The organism is Mesorhizobium sp. M7A.F.Ca.US.010.02.1.1 (assembly GCF_004023085.1).
Taxonomy (GTDB): Bacteria; Pseudomonadota; Alphaproteobacteria; order Rhizobiales; family Rhizobiaceae; genus Mesorhizobium.
Map to the genome: position 1 here is coordinate 15,595 of NZ_RZRV01000032.1, position 17,743 is coordinate 33,337.

General features: G+C 59.4%; 17 protein-coding genes. 11 read left to right on the forward strand and 6 right to left on the reverse strand.

The window, feature by feature from the left end:
- Window positions 1–3 precede the first annotated feature (3 nt).
- The 3 genes from EOA19_RS25465 to EOA19_RS25475 all read left to right on the forward strand — a co-directional run bounded on the left by EOA19_RS25465 (window position 4) and on the right by EOA19_RS25475 (window position 2,744).
- Window positions 4–1,065 carry a PHB depolymerase family esterase gene (locus tag EOA19_RS25465; protein ID WP_245486316.1) on the forward strand — a complete coding sequence of 354 codons (1,062 nt, stop codon included), beginning with the start codon at window positions 4–6 and terminating at the stop codon, window positions 1,063–1,065.
- Between the two features lie 623 nt (window positions 1,066–1,688).
- The gene (locus EOA19_RS36050; protein WP_245486318.1) at window positions 1,689–1,919 is read left to right on the forward strand and encodes a hypothetical protein; all 231 of its coding nucleotides are present in this window, start codon (window positions 1,689–1,691) and stop codon (window positions 1,917–1,919) included.
- A 519-nt stretch (window positions 1,920–2,438) separates the two neighbouring features.
- The gene (locus EOA19_RS25475; RefSeq protein WP_128305174.1) at window positions 2,439–2,744 is read left to right on the forward strand and encodes a hypothetical protein; all 306 of its coding nucleotides are present in this window, start codon (window positions 2,439–2,441) and stop codon (window positions 2,742–2,744) included.
- Between the two features lie 860 nt (window positions 2,745–3,604).
- Here the strand turns inward: EOA19_RS25475 and EOA19_RS25485 are convergent.
- Window positions 3,605–4,117, reverse strand: coding sequence for a ferritin-like domain-containing protein (locus EOA19_RS25485; RefSeq protein ID WP_128305176.1), 513 nt, complete (start codon window positions 4,115–4,117; stop codon window positions 3,605–3,607).
- A 585-nt stretch (window positions 4,118–4,702) separates the two neighbouring features.
- Between EOA19_RS25485 and EOA19_RS35405 the strand changes: the two genes are divergently transcribed.
- Both EOA19_RS35405 and EOA19_RS25495 read left to right on the forward strand, forming a co-directional pair.
- Window positions 4,703–5,050 carry a hypothetical protein gene (locus tag EOA19_RS35405; RefSeq protein WP_245486319.1) on the forward strand — a complete coding sequence of 116 codons (348 nt, stop codon included), beginning with the start codon at window positions 4,703–4,705 and terminating at the stop codon, window positions 5,048–5,050.
- Window positions 5,051–5,116: 66 nt separating this feature from the next.
- Window positions 5,117–5,542 (forward strand): hypothetical protein, encoded by a 426-nt coding sequence (locus tag EOA19_RS25495; RefSeq protein WP_245486321.1) that lies wholly within the window; start codon window positions 5,117–5,119, stop codon window positions 5,540–5,542.
- A gap of 1,554 nt (window positions 5,543–7,096) precedes the next feature.
- Here EOA19_RS25495 and EOA19_RS25515 read toward each other — a convergent pair.
- Complete coding sequence (locus tag EOA19_RS25515; RefSeq protein WP_128305177.1) at window positions 7,097–7,345, reverse strand: hypothetical protein; 249 nt, start codon at window positions 7,343–7,345, stop codon at window positions 7,097–7,099.
- A gap of 119 nt (window positions 7,346–7,464) precedes the next feature.
- Between EOA19_RS25515 and EOA19_RS36475 the strand changes: the two genes are divergently transcribed.
- The 4 genes from EOA19_RS36475 (at window position 7,465) to EOA19_RS25540 (ending at window position 11,131) form a co-directional block, all read left to right on the forward strand.
- On the forward strand, window positions 7,465–8,829 hold the full coding sequence (locus EOA19_RS36475; protein WP_348629851.1) for a hypothetical protein: 1,365 nt from the start codon (window positions 7,465–7,467) through the stop codon (window positions 8,827–8,829).
- A gap of 193 nt (window positions 8,830–9,022) precedes the next feature.
- A complete protein-coding gene (locus tag EOA19_RS25530; protein ID WP_128305179.1) occupies window positions 9,023–9,277 on the forward strand; it encodes a hypothetical protein in 255 nt (84 codons plus the stop codon).
- Complete coding sequence (locus EOA19_RS25535; protein ID WP_128305180.1) at window positions 9,274–10,521, forward strand: hypothetical protein; 1,248 nt, start codon at window positions 9,274–9,276, stop codon at window positions 10,519–10,521. Before EOA19_RS25530 ends, EOA19_RS25535 begins: the two co-directional genes overlap by 4 nt.
- Complete coding sequence (locus EOA19_RS25540; RefSeq protein WP_128305181.1) at window positions 10,508–11,131, forward strand: hypothetical protein; 624 nt, start codon at window positions 10,508–10,510, stop codon at window positions 11,129–11,131. Before EOA19_RS25535 ends, EOA19_RS25540 begins: the two co-directional genes overlap by 14 nt.
- On the opposite strand, the gene EOA19_RS25545 is transcribed toward EOA19_RS25540, so the two are convergent.
- The 4 genes from EOA19_RS25545 to EOA19_RS36570 form a co-directional block, all read right to left on the reverse strand.
- Window positions 11,128–11,595, reverse strand: a complete 468-nt coding sequence (locus EOA19_RS25545) for a GtrA family protein (protein WP_164893037.1) — start codon at window positions 11,593–11,595, stop codon at window positions 11,128–11,130. The two genes, EOA19_RS25540 and EOA19_RS25545, sit on opposite strands and share 4 nt — an antisense overlap.
- Complete coding sequence (locus EOA19_RS25550) at window positions 11,573–12,265, reverse strand: class I SAM-dependent methyltransferase (RefSeq protein WP_128305182.1); 693 nt, start codon at window positions 12,263–12,265, stop codon at window positions 11,573–11,575. Before EOA19_RS25550 ends, EOA19_RS25545 begins: the two co-directional genes overlap by 23 nt.
- The gene (locus tag EOA19_RS25555) at window positions 12,240–13,307 is read right to left on the reverse strand and encodes a glycosyltransferase family 2 protein (protein WP_128305214.1); all 1,068 of its coding nucleotides are present in this window, start codon (window positions 13,305–13,307) and stop codon (window positions 12,240–12,242) included. The genes EOA19_RS25550 and EOA19_RS25555 overlap by 26 nt, the downstream gene beginning before the upstream one ends.
- A gap of 101 nt (window positions 13,308–13,408) precedes the next feature.
- The gene (locus EOA19_RS36570; protein WP_348629852.1) at window positions 13,409–13,780 is read right to left on the reverse strand and encodes an ArsR family transcriptional regulator; all 372 of its coding nucleotides are present in this window, start codon (window positions 13,778–13,780) and stop codon (window positions 13,409–13,411) included.
- A gap of 920 nt (window positions 13,781–14,700) precedes the next feature.
- Between EOA19_RS36570 and EOA19_RS25565 the strand changes: the two genes are divergently transcribed.
- Window positions 14,701–17,250, forward strand: a complete 2,550-nt coding sequence (locus EOA19_RS25565; RefSeq protein WP_128305183.1) for a caspase family protein — start codon at window positions 14,701–14,703, stop codon at window positions 17,248–17,250.
- Window positions 17,247–17,615, forward strand: coding sequence for a hypothetical protein (locus EOA19_RS35410; RefSeq protein WP_164893038.1), 369 nt, complete (start codon window positions 17,247–17,249; stop codon window positions 17,613–17,615). The genes EOA19_RS25565 and EOA19_RS35410 overlap by 4 nt, the downstream gene beginning before the upstream one ends.
- Window positions 17,616–17,743: the final 128 nt, after the last annotated feature.

Genomic DNA, 17,743 nt, shown 5'->3' on the forward strand with positions numbered 1-17,743 from the left:
CACTTGTCCGAAATCACAGGGTTCGGGTCCAATCCTGGGGCCTTGCGTGCGTGGTTTTATCTTCCGGAGAATCCAACCCGGCAGGCGGCGCTGGTCGTTGTGCTGCATGGCTGCACCCAGAATGCGGCCAGCTATGATCATGGCTCCGGCTGGACCGAGCTCGCCGCCAAGCATGATTTTGCCGTGCTTTTCCCCGAGCAGCAGCGCGCCAACAATGCCAATCTTTGCTTCAACTGGTTTGTGCCAGGCGATATCAGCCGCGACAGCGGCGAGGCACTTTCCATCCGCCAGATGATCGAGGCGGTAGTCGTTACGCATGGTCTTGATCGCAAGAGGATCTTTATCACAGGTCTGTCCGCAGGGGGCGCCATGGCGGCGGTGATGCTGGCAAACTATCCCGAACTGTTTGCCGGCGGCGCCATCATTGCCGGGCTTGCCTATGGCACTGCCTCGACCATCCCCGAAGCCTTCAGCCGCATGCGCGGCCATGGCGGTCCGTCCCGAACCGACCTCCAGCGCCTGTTGCGGGCAGCCTCGCCGCACAACGGCCCGTGGCCGCGGCTTTCGCTGTGGCAGGGCTCGGCCGACACGACCGTCGTGCCAGCGAATGCGGACGCGGTGCTGGCGCAGTGGCAAAGCGTGCACAACCTCAGCGAAAAGCCAACACGCATAGAGAAGATAGACGGCCAGACGCGCAAGATCTGGTCCGACAGCAAAGGTCGCGACGTGGTCGAGACGTTCACCATTGCCGGGATGGGGCATGGAACGCCACTGCAAACTGGCGGCGGCGATGGTCTCGGCAAAGCAGGGCCTTTCATGCTGAATGTTGGGATTTCCTCGACACGCCACATCGCCCGCTTCTGGGAATTGATGAAGCCCGTCGTGCGACGCAACGGCAAAGCCGACGTCGCTTCAGCTGCCGCGTTGCAGTTCTTTGCACCAATGGAAAAACCGCAGGCAGTCCGTATCGATCCCACGCCGGAGCGAGCCAATGCGCGTGGCCCGGCGAGCGGGATTTCCAAGGTCATCGAAGATGCGCTGCGCGCGGCGGGATTGATGCGCTAAATTGTTGTGGTGGAGGAGCTTTTTGTGGCCCTGCCCGGGCCGCCTCTGGTCGTTGAAGTTCTGCCGTGCCTGGCCTTTAAGCTCGGTTTGGCGAGCGGAAGCCGCGCCGCGGCGGAATCCTGGAGCGATGCGTGGCCATCTTGGGCGGGTATCTCTGGGCCGGTCGCTATATCAAGAGATATGCGCAAAAGAACCGACGAGATCAACGACAGCAATAGCCCCCGAAAGCTTGCTCTCAGTCTCGACACCGCTAACATCGAAGTCGCCGGCAAGATCGCCTATCCCCCCGTTCGCGCTCGAGCTTCGAACTGCATATTGCGCATTTAATGTCACGGACCCTCTTTCCGTCTGGACCCCTTTTCAGCCGACGCTAAATCAAAGCAATGCGACGCTTACTTTTAGGCCTTACAGCCTTCCTCATCTGGACGACGTGGCTTCAGGCCGAAGCCTGGAAGCCCTTCGGGGTCCGGCAGCTTGGCTTCACATTCGATATCCCTCCAGGCTTCGCCCTGACGCAGCATTCGCATCAGGGGGCGGCCTTTCGTGGCCCAAGGGATGCGTTTCTGGTCGTTTGGGGGGCGCGACTGGGGAAAGCCAGTTTTCGCGCCGAGATCGAGCATCGCATGATCGAGGACGAAAAGGCCGGTTGGCGACTGACCTATCGGCGCATTGCCCCCGGATGGGCGAGCTACTCCGGTGTCAAGAATGGGGCGATTCGCTATGTCCGCGCAATTATGGTGTGCGACGAGCGGGCCGCACTTTTCACAATGAACTATAGGCAATCGGAAAAGGAACCGTATGATCCAATTGTCGTGCGTATGGTCCGGTCTCTGAAGGCACGAGGCTGCTCATGACGTTCTGGGGTGGCGAGCAAATGCGCACCACAACGGTTTAAAGTGCCGCGGCATGGCTCGTGATCGCGTATCGGGGAATATCCGGCGCGTGCTTGGGCGCAGGTGAGGGGAACCTTTTCCCTGGCATGTTTCGCCAGGGAAAAGAAAAACCGAAGGGCGCCAAATCATCTCGCGACGCAGCCTGGCCCTCGCAAGGATAAGGCCAGCCGCACGCAAGAGGCTGCCGCCAAAAACCCCGGATAAAACGAATGATTGGTACACGGTGATGGTGACACGATAGACTTGCAGCCGCGGCCGGAAGGCAGTCTTGGAGCGCCGTTCGTGTCGCTTTAGATGACGCTGATCGGGGGCCGCCCGGTCCGCCGCCGAGAACAGTGCCAGGTGCGAGCCACCAGTCCAAACGAGTCCGAACGCGTTTTGCAACCTATCGCGGGCTGGCTTGCGCCTCGGCCGGTGCAATGCGGCGGCTGATGGAACATCGAAATGTCGCGGCCGTTTAAAAATCTTGGAGGTGGCCGCATGCACCTTGTCCAGATCCTGCTTCCTCGTTCCGACAACGCGGGAGAGCCGTTCGCCAAGGAAGACTTCGACCGTGTGAAGCAAGAACTCGCCGATACCTTCGAAGGTGTCACTGCGTATCTTCGGGCTCCCGCGGAAGGGGTGTGGAGGCAGGGAAAAGAGTCCGACATGGACGAGATCGTCATCTTCGAGGTGATGACGGAAGAAGTCGATCTGCCCGATTGGCGAAGGCGCCGAGCGGAGTTGGAGCGCCGTTTCCGGCAGGAAGAGATCATTATCCGATACCTACCGATGGCATTGGTCTAAGCAGCCTGAGAGGTTCAGATGCCTCTGGTTGATCAACGTGTTTGCCACGCCCGTCCCGGGCCGAACAGCAACCGCGGCATTCGACGAAATCTGAAATGGGTTGCTATCATAGTTAATTGCGAGCCTCTGCGACCTGCGCAATTGGATGCCGTGGCTTTTCAGGAGAGCGGCATACCGGGTTGCTGAGACGATCAGTAACGTGCGCGGTGTCGTGCCAAGTCGCCAAAGCGGGAGCGCTTGGCTGCGCGCTTCATGAACGGCTTAGCTGGGTAGGATGGATTTGCCGAGGGAAACTGGGCTCGATGCCAGCGCCGGCTGTTCCGAAGCGTCCGGCAGCGATAGTATGGGCCCGCATCCATCCCTGTGACCGGCCGCCTGGCAAGGCTGCATCCGCGATCTGGCTGCCCCAAGCCGCATTCACGCTTGCCGGGCAGTTCAACTGACCAGCATGTAGACTCTCGAGAGGGGCAGCTTGTACTTCGGCCCTCGTGTTGCAAGTCACGCATCTCGACCTAATGGGGCAGGTTGGAAGTCGTCTGACCGCCTGCGTCAAAGGTTGGCCGGAATGGCTATCCAAGGTGGGATTGTTGGCTGTTCAGTGACGACGTTTCCTGCGACTCGGTCATTTGCCTTTTCTTGCTGCCGATCGGTTCTGGCCGGTCGGCGCCGTTGTCCTCGCGTCTTTCGAATGCGCCGCTATTGCCGGACCCGCGCCGGTCGCTTTGCGCATATCGCCGTTACCCTTAGCTGGACCGGACTTCTTGCCGAGCACTCTTGAAACGAGCGTACTGAGATAGCCCATTGATACTTCCCGTTGAGATGCATGCACCAACGTGCCAGACTTCGCCTAATGCGGACTACTACGCGTTTTCGGCCGCCATGTTGACAGCCGATTCAGCGAGCTGTGTCAGCGCCTCGTCAGTCGCTTTCTCCTCTCCAAGCGTTAAATTGAGGAGAGAAACCGCTTCATCAAGCCCGAGTTCGAAGGCCCAGGTTTTCAGTGTGCCATAGCGTGAGATTTCGTAGTGCTCCACAGCCTGGGCCGCAGCCAGCAGACCGGCGTCCAGGGCAGGTGCGCCCTTGTATTCTTCCATGATCTCGGCACCTTCCTCGGTGATGCCCACAATAGCTGCACACGTCTTACCCTGCGGCTTCTTGCCGATCACTTCGAAAACCTCTTCGAGGCGGGCAACGTGTTCCTTCGTTTCGTCGCGGTGCTTTTCGAACGCCGCCTTCAAACCCGGGCTTCGAGCGGCCTTCGCCATTTTCGGCAGCGTCGCAAGAATCTTCTTTTCGGCGAAATAGATGTCCTTCAACGTGTCGTGGAAAAGTTCGTTCAGGCCCTTCGGTGAAGCCTTCTTAGTGGTTGCCATCCTGTGTTCTCCCATTCGCGCTCAAAGCGAGGCAGGATAGCAACTCGATCAGGGGCAACTGGTTCCGGAGGGCGTTCTCTGATTGCAGCGAGATTGCGGGACCGTTGTATTCAGGACAGCTTTCACGCTTATGGAAGCCGGTCAGATTTTCCAGGAAGGCAGTCATGACAGCTTGTTCGCCAGTCCCCAGCACGCCCGGGCCAAGCTGTTTCAGAGCCAGATACCAAACAGTAGATCAAGCGCAGTGCGCCTCACCAACAAGCCACCTGAGGTCCGTCCGCGCAATGTCGCTACACGGTTGACGAGCGGCTATCTATTATGGCCACTCTTCGGTCTACCAGGCGCCTCCAAAGATCCGGCCTGGTGGGGAATGGAACTTACTGCCTTCAGTGGGCTTTCGGATACGTCCCGTCGGAGAGCGATGTGGAGAAATTGATGCGGAACCTTATACTGCCCTTCGCGGCACTTTCCCTCGCTACGTGCCAATCGGCTCCTGAACCGCCGCAACCCGCCGCTATCGAACCTGCTATCATTCCCTCCCGACCCGCCTTGGATCCTACCGTTGTTCCGCCTGGCCCGGCAATCATGGATCAATCCGTGACAATCACTCCTCCTTCAAAGGGCGTTCCAACAAAGTACGCTTCTTTTTCGGGCAATTGGGCCGGACGATTGGAAGGCACATATGAAGGTAAACTGGCTGTTCAATCTGTTTCCTCGAACGGAAAGGTGACCGTAACTTACGCGTGGGGAATTCTGGGCGATAACAACCCGGGAGAGGCCGCAGGCGAAGGAAAAATTGTAGGGACTACGTTGAAGCTGGGGCGCCTCCCGAATGGCGCGGACGTCAGTTTTAAGATGATGCCCGACGGAACGCTGGCCGGAACCCATGCGCTCGCCGGCCAGACCTATACGGGCATGTTCATCAGGCAATGATCAAAGAAGATACGGTCGCGCTCCCGCGGTTTTCATCCGAGCGAGATCAGGTCATTGGAGACGATCGTGTTAAAGGCCGAACAATTCGTCGCCGGACCGGCTCTCAATCTTCTCGCATCGGGCGTCACACTGTTCTGGTTCCTGGCCTATGTGGCCGCCGGTCAGCCGCCGACCCTCAGGGGCTTTGACCAGGTTCCAATCCCCTACCTGTCGGACATTCCGGTCCTGAGGCCGGTGCTGTTTTCGGAGCGCCTGGTGACCTATACCAGCTCCATCCCGCCCTTACTGGTCTGGTTCTTCCTCTACCTGACCAAATACGGCCTCGAGGTGCGCTGCGTCGGCGAAAAGCCAGAGGCGCTCGACGTCAAGGGATTTCATGTCGGCCTCAGACAGTGCCTGGCGATCATGTTCGGCAGCATGATGTCCGGCTTCGGTGGTGCATTTCTGATGCTCGGCTATTCGGTTTCGAGGTTTAGCCTCGCGTCGCTGTAGTTGTGAATGACGGCCTGACCGGGCGCGAATACTCTGACGTCTCCTTTGGACCGGACCGGCGCGACACCTACACGGACATCTTCAGCGGAATTGCCGGTAACGGAAAGGCCAATCTTGTTTTGCAGAGCGGCGGCTCCGCAGTCTGATGGATGGCGTGCGGTCGGACTAACCAGTGCCCCCGGCCATGATGATCGTGCTCGCGATGAGACTGAAACCGAAACATGACCGCGACTGCATTGGGGCTCGTCTCCTTCGGGCAGGCATCCGCTCTGCGCCCACTGACTATCCTTCTTGTCAGATATACGGCCTGGTGCTCATGAACGACTTTAGACGATATGCAGGCAATGGATTGGAGGTGCTTGCAATTCGCGTAGCCCGCAGTGTGACGCTGGAGAGCCGCCAGTAGCTTTGCAAGAACCGCTGACAAGTCATTGCTCGCATTTCGACACTTTGTATCCAATGAGACTTGTTGCCATAAGACGAGCGGCCCGGAGAATAGCAGGCAGGGCTTCTATCAACACCCGAGAAACCATGTCTTTTAACGTGAGGGCTCGTGCCCCCGTTCCGCCGCATTGCCGCCGCACGTGGCAAGCCATAGGGATATCAGGCCTTCAAGGGAAGGTGGCTGCGCCCATGTGGCGGCAAGGCTGCTCGATTCGTAGATCAGGTTGAGAACGTCGCGACTCCGGGATGTTGCCAGGTGGAGCGACCGATCGATGCCGGTGACGACTGCGCGGCCCCCATGGCTGGCGCTGAGCCTCCGAACGGCAGGATCGACACTGCTATCCATGGCGATGTCTACGTTGGGCCGGGCCACAACAACAGCACAAAGTGGCAAAGCCGACCAGCATCGTGCGCCCGGCGCTTCGTCATCACCCTTCCGACGGCGAAGCTGTTGGCAAGTTCCGGCCTGTTGCGCAGGTGCTTTTGGCAAAGCCTGGCGCCGCAACAACCAACCACTGGAAGCAGATGGTTGCGGAAACGGCAGGGCAGATGCAGCGCGATTCCTTCGATAGGGACGCATCAACCGCGAGCTGCGTGTCCTCTAGCACATTGGTGACTGCTGCTCCGCATGGATATGTCCATGTCGACCGCCCTTCGGCGGAGCCACGCCGGGGGATTTTCCGGAAAGGCGATCGACCATGGAAGAGCAACTATATTGCAGGTTCGTCGGCTTAGCCGTGGCCAGCCGCAATCTGTGCCGGCAACTCGAACCCTGGACCGCTCGCAGAAGCCTGCTTCGAGCCGCCCAATCGGCGGCCTCATAGCTGGCCAAAACACTGCGTATCCCCCGCAGTTCAGAGCCCAAGGGTCTGACCCGTTTCCATCTGAAGGAAGACTGCTGACGAATTCCGGGACACTGAGTCTTCGAACGCGTCGACGGCAGAACCGTGGGTGACATTGACCAGCACGGCCGCTGCGGCTTCAACCTCATCGGCTGCTGCGTCAACCTTATCGAAACGCATCAGCATTCGATCATGGAGCACAACCGCGTCGCGTGGTAAAGCACGCTGCGCTTGTGGTAGTCCGAGTCCAGCGGCTCAAACAGTATTGTCATGACGACAACTCCTCGCCGTTTTTACATCGGGGTTGATTTGGATGAGGCCCAGGATAGATATTGGTCTGGCGCTCCCGGGCCTCCATAACGCGCTGCTGAGCTGCCCGAAGCCTGCAGCACAGGGCGATATTGACCGCGACGCCATTTTCCCGGCCCGTTTCTTCCTTGGCGCGCGACAGCGATTTCTCGGCTCGTTTGACGCGCAACCTTGCACGTCCAAGTTCGAAATCAAGACTTCCAGCCATTGTTCCGCTTCCTATGCGGTTGCGGTCCCTTTGACTGATAAATTGCGGCTGTTCTGTTTGGTTCAGGCCAAAAAAGTAATCGTGGCCCGGCTCCCAGATCTTAGCAGGAGCCAGGCCGAATGAATGTCCTAGTCGTCGTTGTCCTCGATGGTCACGTGGCGTCGGTGAAGACGGCGTTCGATCGAGCCCGTGGTGACCACGACGTGATCGCGGCGATGGTGCTTGCGGTGCCAATGGCGCTTGCCGTTATCGTAAAAAGCTTCCGTGCCGTGACGGCGATGGTGAAGGCGAGCTCCATCCTCGTTAATGACAGCCACGCGGTTGTTATCCCAATGATGACGGTGATGAGGCCTGTTGGTCGTGATGACGATCGAATCCGCCGAAGCCACGGCTGGCGCGGCCAGGCAAAGGGCCAGCGCGCCCAGAATCAGGGTGGTTCTCATTTTCAACTCTCCAAGGAATTAAGATGCCCTTCGCCGAGTAAACATCGTTTGCCCGCTTTGGTTCCTGTCGAGAACGACAGCACACACATTCACCGGTCTTTAGGGCGCTGCAAGACGCTGGAGGTAGAGCTCGAGGCGTATGTCGCCGTGGCAGGCCCCGCGATTACCACGCTGGTATGCCAGGCAGGGTTGCCGGCGGGCAACAACCCGCCAATAGCGGAACCTGTGCGGGGCCGTCAGATCGGCATTGGCAGGGTCGATGGCAATGCCTTCTTCAACACCGCGAATATCGGACTCAGCACTGAGCTGGCGAAGCGTTTCGGCAGGCTCGGCTATGCGTGGGCGGCGGTGAAAGTGTTGACGCGGCCCATGCGGTTCCACGCAAAGAGTATTGAAAAAGGCGCGGCGACCGACCTCGAAACCTACCAGATTGCGGTGGAAAACGGTTGTCACTACGGCGGCGGCAATGTGGTGGAAGAGACGGCCGACATCGATGACGGACGTCTCGACCTTTATAGCGTGGAAATGACGAACCTCTGGAAGCTGGCGCTGATGCTCCGCGCCTTCCATTCTGGAACGCATGGCGCCTGGCGAGAGGTGGGCACGGCTACGTGCGTCGAGTTCGACATCGAGACGGAGAAGCCGACGCCAGTCACCACCGATGGTAATATCGTCACCTCGACACCAGCCCATTTCAAGGTCCACCTAAAGGCGATCTCAGTCTTCGCGCCTCCGCCCGTGGGCATTGTTGGGCGATTATCCTGGCGTCAAGGCTGCGCAATACCGTGTCGCCGGCCGCGAGGCATGCATCATTGTGTTCTCGACGACGCTGACCTCCTCTCTGCAAGCAATTTGGCCCCACAAACCCCGAGAGGTCATCAAAGCTACACAACGGACCGTTCGATATTTATACGAGAAGCGACGGGCCAAATTCATGATTCTTTTGGTCTGTCGCGCTCGAGATGCGACTTGGGGCCGCGGCCGCTTGGCACGACCGGCCTGACACGAGCCCTTGGCTTGGAGCTTTGTGTCATGAGCTAGAATGCAAACGGTTGCTGGATGCGGTCGTTAAAACGCGGCCTTGGCAAAGTTGCAGAAAGCGGCCCTTAGGCTTTCCCGAAGCCTGGTTCAAATGAACTGATATGTGAAGCAGGGCCGAAGGATTGTTGGCTCTCCGCCGTTCGAATATTAGCAACCTCTTGACGACCGCCGGCCGCGCTCCAGAATCTCTCACATGGCGCGGAAACAGAGTGGCATCGACTTTGGTCACGAGGTGACGACAGGCGGCGTCACTCATCTGGCACTGCTCGACGACCGTCGGGCCAGCGACGCGCCGAAGAAGGCAAAGGCGGCGGACAAGTTGAACCGCATCGGATACGCCACGCCGGTCGACTATGAAGCTGGCAAGACCACGGTCGGCGGTTTGGTCACAGTCGAAGCGGGCTCCCGTCAGGGGATGGAAACGCGCCGCGCCGGTGCTCCGCGATGAGAAAATCCGGGACTGACAATCTCGTCCCGGCCATGAAGAGCCCCAGCGATGCGCCGTCGACGAAGGGCGCAGAGCAGTTCGAGATTTTCCCCGACTACGGCCCGACGATCAACAAACGCCACATGATAGCGGCAGCGGTCGTCACAATCCCGCTCCTGTTCGGTGTCACTGGCCTTGCTATTCGTCATGCCGCCGTTGCTTCAACGTTGGCAGAACCAGGCTTTGAGTCTTACGCTCGTGCGCTCTGCCGATGGGATTGCCACTGGTATGTGGATATTTCCGAACGCGGCTACGAACGCTTTCCCATCCCGAACCAAAGCAACGTCGGACGATGGGGCTTCTTCCCGTTCTACCCGATGCTGGTCGCGGTGATCCGGGCAATTTTCCCTTTCCCCACGATAGTGGTCGCAACGATCGCTTCGCTTGCATGCAGCTACGCCGCATGTCTGGTGGCATGGCCGCTGCTGAAGAAGAACATGCGGGCCTATGTGCTGTACTGCGCTTTTTTGCTTAGTGGGCCGTTCTCCTTCCACTTCACCACTTTCCTTTCCGAACCTCTTTTCGTGCTCCTGACCTCGACCGTTTTCCTGGCACTCAAACGCTCCAGCTATCCCGCCGCTGGCATCTCGTCAGCCCTCCTCTCGGCAACGAGGCTCGTTGGGGTCCTTGTCGTCTTTGCGACCGTCATTGAAATGTTCCAACAGCATCGGGAAAGGGGCGGCTCACCACTCTCCTTTCCTCGTTGGGTGCTTGGTCGGCCGGATCTGCTCGTCGTTATCTTGATCTCGCCCGCCGGCTTGTTCGCTTACATCCTGTTTTTGTATGTCACTGTCGGCGACGGCTTTGCGTTCCTACACGTCCAACGCGCCTTTGGACGAGTGGCTGGGAACCCGATCCTGTTTCTGTGGGACGGACTCTCAGTGTTTCCCAAGACTGGATGGCTGCCCACGGCGCCCCAATGGAGTGCGCTCGCGGCAATCGCCGGGCTGGCGCTATCGGTCGTGCTGATTGCTCGCAAGCAATATGGCGCTGGTATCTTCTGCGCGATCAGCATTGTCGTGCCATTGATCACGAATCTGGCCTCCATGGTCAGATACGTCATTGGGCTTGCGCCTCTGATACTGTTGATGGCGGTCTTGCTGTCGGCGTCGAAACTGACCTGGATAGCCGCTTTGTTTCTCTTCCTGGTCGCCTGCTATTTCATGACTGTGGCATGGATTGGAGGCTACCTTGCTTTGGTCTGACGTCCGCAACGCCTACGGACGCGCGATCTCGCTTGGGGGTTACGCGCTCGCCGCGGCTTTGGCCGTGTCCGAAATCCTCATCCTTGCGCTGGCTCTCCATCCGAATATCGATCCCGACTATCGTGCCTATTACATCGACCGCACGACAACCTGCCTCAACCGCGATACCGTTGGCAGCTACTCACTCGGTCAGACAGTGTCCTTCCGGTCCGACGGCGCCAAACAAGCTGCCAGCATGAAAGTTTGTGGCTGGTCGGGGCCAGCAGCCGACGGGACGCATTCACTGGGTGAAACCTCGCGGCTTCGCCTGCAGATACCGCCGCCTCGCGACGGCCTAAAGGCAACGCTACAAATGGCCGCTGTCATTCGTCCGCCACAGATGACGCAGAGGGTGATAATCTCAGTGCATGGCGCATCCTTGCATAAGGTCACGCTGTCGGGCAAGCAACCGACGACCGTCTCGTTCTTCATTCCGCACTCAGCTTTTTCGAACGCTAGAACGTTCGAAATGACCTTTGACTACCTCGACGGGATCCCACCCAGCAAGGCCGCCAGCAACATTTACAAACGCTCTATCAAATTGGTGTCGTTTCGACTGGACGCCATTTAAGCATTATCGCCGCTGGCGGGAGCGGTTGCCGTGCCGAGCGGGCGGCGATCTGCGAAAACCCACCGGTCAAGGACGAAGAAATTGATGGCGGGGACAAGCAAGCACGTAATCAGGACGGGAATGACGAGCGGCAAGCCCAGCTTCACCGTCATAAATGCCGGCGCGCCATAGGCAATGGCAAAGCCTGTTGCCGCCAGCAGGAGAAAACGTGGAACTTCGGTTCGATGCGACCGGCCCGACACGAACGTCAGGTATTTGTGCGCGAGATACGAAAACAAGGTGGCTGCGGCATATGCCCCAAGCGAAGCCTGGATGGGCGTGAAACCGAGCCGTTCCGATTTGGAAAAAGCGGCAGCCAAAGCGGCATACAGAATTGTGGCGGCGATGCCGACCAAGCCGAAGCGTGCCAGCTTGAGCGTGTCGTCGCCGGCAGACCGGTGCTCAGGCACGCGCACTAGACACATGCTGTGCTCCAAGTGGCAGGCGAGCGAGCATGCGCTCGACTTTTCGGGCAAACAGCCCGCCTGACGGCAGCAGCAGGAAGTGCTCGGACCGAATGTCGGTGAAGCCTGTCATTTGCAAGAGTGACGCTGTTTTGGCTGCGCTGAGCAGCACGGCATCTCGGTCGAAGGGACACCGGATCACAGCCAGACGCGTCAGCGGGTTATAGGGATTGTGCTCGATGATGCAGGCGACACCGCCCGGGCGAACGACGCGCCGCATCTCGCGTACGAACTCAAGCCAGGAAGCTGGCGGTACATGATGGACGACGCAGCTGGCGAAGGCCAGATCGAAGACGCCGTTGTCGTATGGCAGGGTCAGGCTGGAGCAGGCCTTGTACACGACGCCCGGATTTTCCTCCCTGGCACGCAGGATCGAGTCCAGCGAGATGTCGCAGCCGTCCAGGGACGCGAAGGCGCCTTTGAGATGTGGATGGAGAACGCCTACGCCGCAGCCGACATCAAGCGCCCGCACACCCGAGCCATCAGGGCCAAGCCCTCGTTCAACCACAAGGCGTCGGAGAAACTCGGCCTTGGCCTTAAGAAAGAAGTCGTGCTTAAGCCCTGAAAATCGGATCGATCCCTGGACAGTCTCGTCATAGCTGGATCTATAACTGTCGAAGAGTTCGGACATTGGCCGGCACTCCAATCCGGGATTTTCGAGGCGATCTTCGGTTCTTGACGCGAACGGAAGGCATCGCCCGGTCGAAGCCGGTGAGGCGATCGATCACGTAAAGCGGGCGCCGTTTCACTTCGGCGTGGATGCTTCCGACATACATTCCGACCACGCCGGTCATGAAAAGGTTGATGCCGCACAGGAGCGACACAATCATCACCGTCGAGGTCCAGCCGGCAACAATGCCGGCTTCAAAAGCCCAAGCATAAATTGCAAACGCACCAAAGGCGACGGCCAGCACAGAAATGGCCAAGCCACCCCAGAGGGCCAGGCGCAGCGGCCGTTCCGAGAAGCTGACGATGGCGTGAGCAGCAAGATGCACCATCTTCCAGAATGGATATTTGGTCTGGCCATGGGCTCGTGCGGGACGTTCGAACGGCACCGCCGCCTGCTTGTATCCCATCCAGCCAAACATGCCCCTGACGAAGCGATCCTGTTCGGGCATCTGTCTGAAAGTTCTCAGCGCTTTGGGGCCGACCAACCTAAAATCTCCAACGTCGCGCGGAATGTCTACAGTCGTCATCTTTTCCAGCAAGCGATAAAAGAGACTTGCCGTGAAGCGCTTGAACCAGGATTCGCCTTCGCGTTTAACGCGCCGGGCATAAACAATCTCGAACCCTTCCTTCCACTTCGCCACCAGGTCGAGGACCACCTCGGGTGGGTCTTGGAGGTCGGCATCCATGACGATGACAGCATCCCCCTGGGCGGCGTCCATACCGGCTGTTATTGCTATCTGGTGCCCAAAATTGCGGGAAAGCTCGATCAGCCGAAAACGAGGCTCGGCGGCAACCACGCACCGAAGGTATCTGACACTGCCATCGCGGCTTCCATCATCGACGAAAATAGCCTCGGTCTCACCGTCCAGCTGGTCGATTAACAACCTGATGCGCTCGACCAGACGAGGCAGCACTTGTTCTTCGTTGTATATCGGCAGAACCAGCGAGTAGCGCAGCGACACGTTCGCTCCGGTCCTGGTACCTTGGATTACAGTGGCCTCCATGCCGATGAAATGAAACGCCAGCCCCAAAGTTCCATAAGGCATTACTAATTTAAGTCGCTGTGCCGTAGATGTGATCCAGCTTTGCCGGGCAACGCCTGCGCCTAGGACAACGATCCCGCGGTCGCAGATCCCGTTGGCATTATGCCGAGCTGTTGGGAGAGTGCTGAGTTGCTAAGCCCTAACCGCGGCGCCAGATCAGAGACGGATGTTTCTCCCTCAGCAAGAATCATTAGCGCGAGAAGGCGCTTTTCATTAGCCGGCCGCGAGCAGATCGGCGGACGGGACATAAATGCTGGGCTTTTCAGATTCACGATGTTTCCCGCTGACCATCGCTCATGCGTCGAGCGGGGCCTTGCGCAGGCCGTCAAATGTAAAGACCCTCCGCCCCAGAACGGCAGCGGCGGGCGTCCTAAGGAGGACGTGCCAGGATCGTCGGGGCCCTGGCGCGCCAAAACTATTGGTGGTTGTTCCATCAGAAAGGGCTTCGCTGTCTGACGGCCAGCGTCGGCGGCTAAGCGCCTTAGCTCCTGGATTGCCCCTTCTTCAAAGCTTGGGAACCCTTAGCTTCGGCAGCAAGGCGTTGTTCTCGAAGTCGCAGTTTTTAAATAACGCGCCTCTCTCTCGGCCGCGTTAGCAATTTTTGCCTCACGGTCTGCGCGCTCCAATCGGTCTTTGTCGACGCTTCGCTGGGACACTTTGGCCTCCTGCCAGAAGACCGTTGAATTTGCTGTTCGCTAAATTGTTCCCGTCAATTCGGCGACTACCTTCCTGACGCTTGCGGGCACCAACAAAGCAAAAGCCCGACACCGGTATTGGCGGGCTCATGGAGAGGCAAGCAATTTGGAGGGTACTGGTCAACTAGCTTGCCCCATAGCGCTTCCGGCATCAAAGGGCCGGACCGCAACGCCGCATGTCGGCCGTGGAGACGAGTTTCTTCTCGTGGTGAAGCAGGCGGCGACAGCATCGACGTCCGGACGTGAAGGCACGGGCGCGTTGTCGTCAGTGTAGAGAGCTGATCGATATCGTAACGATTCCGCAGTTCGGCAAGCACCTCGGACCGTAGAACCGCGTACAGCGAGCCTAGCAAGCACTTCGAATTAGTGTTCATGTCCAGGGGGCGATACGGTCATCAGCACTCGCAGCGACGCCGGGTGAAAGCTTGGCGGGTGCGTCGGATCTGGACAACCACGCCGGTGAAGTTTGCCACTCATTGCGGATGGCTCGGCTCTGAGGTAGTTTACACATTCGGATGAGGAAGGTGCCTGCTGCCGCGACGGTTTTTCACTGCTTTTTGGGTTGCTGTCTTGGCGGATTGTGAGTTCTTCAACAGACCTTGATGCCGCAATCTGGGGAACTTGCGGCCGTCAGGATGTGGCGGTTGAGGCGGTTTGCCATGCTCCGACTTTGCGGATTGATCGCGGTCTTCGTCATAGCGACCCTGACGAGCTTCGCTGCGTCGGCCGACCGAAGGATTGCCCTGGTGATCGGTAATTCCGAGTACCGCGAAATTCCCGCTCTCAAGAATCCTGACAAGGATGCCGAGGACGTATCCAAGACGTTTCGGTTGGCTGGTTTCGAAGTGTTCGTCGCCAAGGATCTCACAAAGCTGCAGTTCGAGGAACAGTTCCGCAACTACCTCGCGGCGGCGGATGGCGCCGATCTGTCCGTCGTCTACTATTCAGGTCACGGCTTTCAGATTGGTGGCGAGAATTTCCTGATCCCCGTCGACGCCTCGCTGAAGAATGCGGCCGATATAGAAGTCCAGGCGGTCAAGCTGGACGATGTGCTGCAGCAATTGCGCGCGAAATCGAAGATCCAGGTGATCATCCTCGATGCATGTCGCAACAATCCGTTCCCGCGCAAGGATTATTGGCTGAGGGACCAGCTGATCAGGGCGGGCAACACCGGCCTTGCACAAGTCAGAAGTTCCTTGAACACGCTGATTGCCTTTGCCACCGAGCCAGGGGCGGTCGCCTATGATGGAGCGGGAGACCTCAGCCCGTTTTCATCCGCATTCTCTCGTCGCGCGCTGGCGCCGAACCAGGAGATACGCACGGTCATGGCCGCGGTCCGCCGCGATGTGGTCAAGGCCACCGACGGCAAGCAGGTTCCGTGGGAAAACTCCTCGCTCATCGACGAGGTTGTCCTGATGCGCCGTACCAGCCGGCCCTCATTGCCGCCAGTTCTGGAGAAGGTCGTGCCGTCGGGTGTCGGGCCTGTTGCCCTGGACCTGCCGGAACCGGTCGACGTCGATGGCGGCTCGATCACCGTCAGCATCGAAAGGCCGCTTGCGCTCGGACGCCTGCTGCTGGACGGCAAGGCTGTCGCAGTGGGCGAACAGATCCAGGGCAAGGACCTGCCGCGCCTGAAGCTGGATGTTCCCAAGGGGGCCGGTGCGACGGAAGAGGTGGACATGCTGGCCTACGCCACGCATGACAACTGGGGTGGCGAAGCCCAGGGCATCATGGTGTTTCGTGTCAAAAGCGGCCAGGGCGCCGAGGGCGAACAGATTGTGGCCTCGCTCGAGACCGAGCAGAAACAGCAAGTGCTGGAGCGAGGCATCCACATCACCGGCGCCGCCGAGGCGATCGGAAATCGGCAGATCAGCGTCCCGGTCGGCGTCGGCCCGGTTCCGCTGAAGCTGGACTTCCCGACCAAGGATCCCGCTGTTAGCCTGAAGCTCGCGTCCTATCCGGCAACCGGAACGCTGTCCCTGCCGGATCGTGCCCTGTCGCCGGAGTCGAGCCTGATGGCGGACGAGGTCGACCAGCTACGCTACGAACCCCAGATCGGTGCCGCCGAGCCGGTCGAGGTCGGCTTCGAAATCCGTGCGGACAGCAGTTCCTCCAAGCCCGCCACGATGAAGCTGTCACCAAGCGTCGATCCTTGCGACCAGGCTGCAGGCGAACCTCTCGATCTGCAAGGCGTTGTCCCCGGCCTGCTGCCGAATGAAATCGGCACCAGCGCTGTGGAGGCCTGCGAGGCTGCGGTGAAGGCTTATCCGGATGTGCCGCGATTCCGCTACGAACTCGGACGCGCGCTGCTGGCGGCCGGCAAGGTCAAGGAAGCGAAGACAGCCATCGAGGATGCCGCCAAAAACGGGCACGTGCGCGCCGTTTTCGAACTCGGCTACTTGTATGCGACCGGAACCGGCATGGCCATCGACCGCGCGCAGGCCAACGCGCTTTACGCGGCGGCGTCCGACAAGGGCGATCCCTACGGCATGACGTCGTGGGGCCGCGCCTTGTTCAATGGCTATGGCGTCAAGCCTGATACCGCCAAGGGCCTGGACCTCCTGCTCAAGGGGGCGGCGATGGGGCATACCTATGCCATGAACGACCTCGCCGCGATCTTCACGGAAGGCCGCAACGGCGTACCCGCCGATCCGGCCCGCGCCGTTGCCTTTTTGAAGGCAGGCGTCGAGCGGCAGGACATGTATTCGATGAACCTGCTCGGCCGTAATTACCTGGCCGGTGTGGGCATCGAGAAGGATCCCGGGCAGGCGCGAGGGCTGTTCCAGAAGGCTATGGATCTAGGCCAGCCCTACGCTCCGGCCAGCCTTGCGCGCATGTACCGGGATGGCGTTGGTGTCGAGCAAAACCTCGACGAAGCGCAAAGACTGTTCGAGCTGGCCACGGCACGCGGCGATCAGTCCGGCGCATATGATCGCGCGGCACTCGAAATGCAGAAGGGCGCCAATGCCGACCAGGCGATAGCGGTGCGCTATCTGGCCTTCGGGGTCGCGCTTGATCTTCGCAAGGAATTGCCGGGCGCCCAGACGACGCTGACGAAATTCGCAGTGAAGACGAAAACGGCGACTCTCAAGCAATTGCGCGGCGAACTCAAGTCGAAGATCCCGGCGAAGGGCTCGCTTGACGACCAACTGGTCAGCGCGGCCAGAGCGGTCTGGGAGCAAGCCAATCCGCGTCGGGACTTGTTTTGATCAATGAGGAGGCAATCGTGGGCAGGGCAGTGAAGCAGGCATTGATCGCCACAGTTTTATCCATGGCTCTGGCGGCAGTAACGGGCTGCATGTCCGTTGCTCCAAAGGCCGAACCGACGGTGACGACGACAAAGCACAGGCCGAAGCTCATTCGCACGACGACCACGCCAAAGATCACCAAACAGAAGAAGGTTGTCGCCAAGAAACTCGTCGAACCGACTGAGGAAGCCACCGTCCCCCGGCCGGTCGTTCCCGCCATGGGTGCAGGCGGGAGCAGCGGCGGCAGCGGCAGCGGCGGCAGCGGCAGCGACGGCGGTGGCAGCGGCGGCGGTGGCAGCGGCGGCGGTGGCGGTTGGGGAGGTTGACCAAGCATTGAGGGCTAGCGGTAGCTATGACCATGTTCTGATCATAGCAGCACTGACTTCCTCATTGTTTTCCCCAAAGCCCAATCCTCGGTCTTGAGAGCAGTATGCCAACAATGGGGCAGACACCA